The sequence below is a fragment of the Streptomyces sp. NPDC001770 genome (assembly GCF_053596135.1).
In genome coordinates, this window is sequence record NZ_JBSFFN010000088.1 from 1 (window position 1) to 2,500 (window position 2,500).

The 2,500-nt window shown below is 56.4% G+C and carries 1 rRNA gene (cut by a window edge); it reads right to left on the bottom strand.

What is annotated here, in order from left to right:
* Positions 1–23: 23 nt before the first annotated feature.
* Positions 24–2,500: ribosomal RNA gene (locus ACWCSV_RS34405) — 23S ribosomal RNA — on the bottom strand; it runs 649 nt beyond the window's last position.

Genomic DNA, 2,500 nt, shown 5'->3' on the forward strand with positions numbered 1-2,500 from the left:
CAACACAGTGGACGCGAGCAACTGAGGACAAGCCCTCGGCCTATTAGTACCAGTCAGCTCCACCCGTTACCGGGCTTCCACATCTGGCCTATCAACCCAGTCGTCTACTGGGAGCCTTAACCCCTCAAAGGGGGTGGGAATACTCATCTTGAAGCAGGCTTCCCGCTTAGATGCTTTCAGCGGTTATCCTTTCCGAACGTAGCCAACCAGCCATGCCCTTGGCAGGACAACTGGCACACCAGAGGTTCGTCCGTCCCGGTCCTCTCGTACTAGGGACAGCCCTTCTCAATATTCCTACGCGCACAGCGGATAGGGACCGAACTGTCTCACGACGTTCTAAACCCAGCTCGCGTACCGCTTTAATGGGCGAACAGCCCAACCCTTGGGACCGACTCCAGCCCCAGGATGCGACGAGCCGACATCGAGGTGCCAAACCATCCCGTCGATATGGACTCTTGGGGAAGATCAGCCTGTTATCCCCGGGGTACCTTTTATCCGTTGAGCGACAGCGCTTCCACAAGCCACTGCCGGATCACTAGTCCCGACTTTCGTCCCTGCTCGACCCGTCGGTCTCACAGTCAAGCTCCCTTGTGCACTTACACTCAACACCTGATTGCCAACCAGGCTGAGGGAACCTTTGGGCGCCTCCGTTACTCTTTAGGAGGCAACCGCCCCAGTTAAACTACCCATCAGACACTGTCCCTGATCCGGATCACGGACCGAGGTTAGACATCCAGCACGACCAGAGTGGTATTTCAACGGCGACTCCACAACCACTGGCGTGGCCGCTTCAAAGTCTCCCACCTATCCTACACAAGCCGAACCGAACACCAATATCAAACTGTAGTAAAGGTCCCGGGGTCTTTCCGTCCTGCTGCGCGAAACGAGCATCTTTACTCGTAATGCAATTTCACCGGGCCTATGGTTGAGACAGTCGAGAAGTCGTTACGCCATTCGTGCAGGTCGGAACTTACCCGACAAGGAATTTCGCTACCTTAGGATGGTTATAGTTACCACCGCCGTTTACTGGCGCTTAAGTTCTCAGCTTCGCCGACCCGAAAGTCAGCTAACCGGTCCCCTTAACGTTCCAGCACCGGGCAGGCGTCAGTCCGTATACATCGCCTTACGGCTTCGCACGGACCTGTGTTTTTAGTAAACAGTCGCTTCTCGCTGGTCTCTGCGGCCACCCCCAGCTCAGGAAGCAAGTTCCCTCACCAGTGATGGCCCCCCTTCTCCCGAAGTTACGGGGGCATTTTGCCGAGTTCCTTAACCATAGTTCACCCGAACGCCTCGGTATTCTCTACCTGACCACCTGAGTCGGTTTAGGGTACGGGCCGCCATGAAACTCGCTAGAGGCTTTTCTCGACAGCATAGGATCATCCACTTCGCCACAATCGGCTCGGCATCAGGTCTCAGCCTTAACGTGTGACGGATTTGCCTACCACACGGCCTACACCCTTACCCCGGGACAACCACCGCCCGGGCTGGACTACCTTCCTGCGTCACCCCATCGCTTACCTACTACAAGTCTGGTTCATCGGCTCCACCACTACCCTCAACTCCGAAGAGATCGGGCCGGCTTCACGGACTTAGCATCGCCTGATTCAGTACTGGGCGTTTCAAAGCGGGTACCGGAATATCAACCGGTTGTCCATCGACTACGCCTGTCGGCCTCGCCTTAGGTCCCGACTTACCCTGGGCAGATCAGCTTGACCCAGGAACCCTTAGTCAATCGGCGCACACGTTTCTCACGTGTGTATCGCTACTCATGCCTGCATTCTCACTCGTGAACCGTCCACAACTCGCTTCCGCGGCTGCTTCACCCGGCACACGACGCTCCCCTACCCATCCACACAGGCGTTGGCCCTATATGTGTGAATGACACGACTTCGGCGGTACGCTTGAGCCCCGCTACATTGTCGGCGCGGAATCACTTGACCAGTGAGCTATTACGCACTCTTTCAAGGGTGGCTGCTTCTAAGCCAACCTCCTGGTTGTCTCTGCGACTCCACATCCTTTCCCACTTAGCGTACGCTTAGGGGCCTTAGTCGATGCTCTGGGCTGTTTCCCTCTCGACCATGGAGCTTATCCCCCACAGTCTCACTGCCGTGCTCTCACTTACCGGCATTCGGAGTTTGGCTAAGGTCAGTAACCCGGTAGGGCCCATCGCCTATCCAGTGCTCTACCTCCGGCAAGAAACACACGACGCTGCACCTAAATGCATTTCGGGGAGAACCAGCTATCACGGAGTTTGATTGGCCTTTCACCCCTAACCACAGGTCATCCCCCAGGTTTTCAACCCTGGTGGGTTCGGTCCTCCACGAAGTCTTACCTCCGCTTCAACCTGCCCATGGCTAGATCACTCCGCTTCGGGTCTAGAGCGTGCAACTCAATCGCCCTATTCGGACTCGCTTTCGCTACGGCTTCCCCACACGGGTTAACCTCGCTACACACCGCTAACTCGCAGGCTCATTCTTCAAAAGGCACGCAGTCACGACTG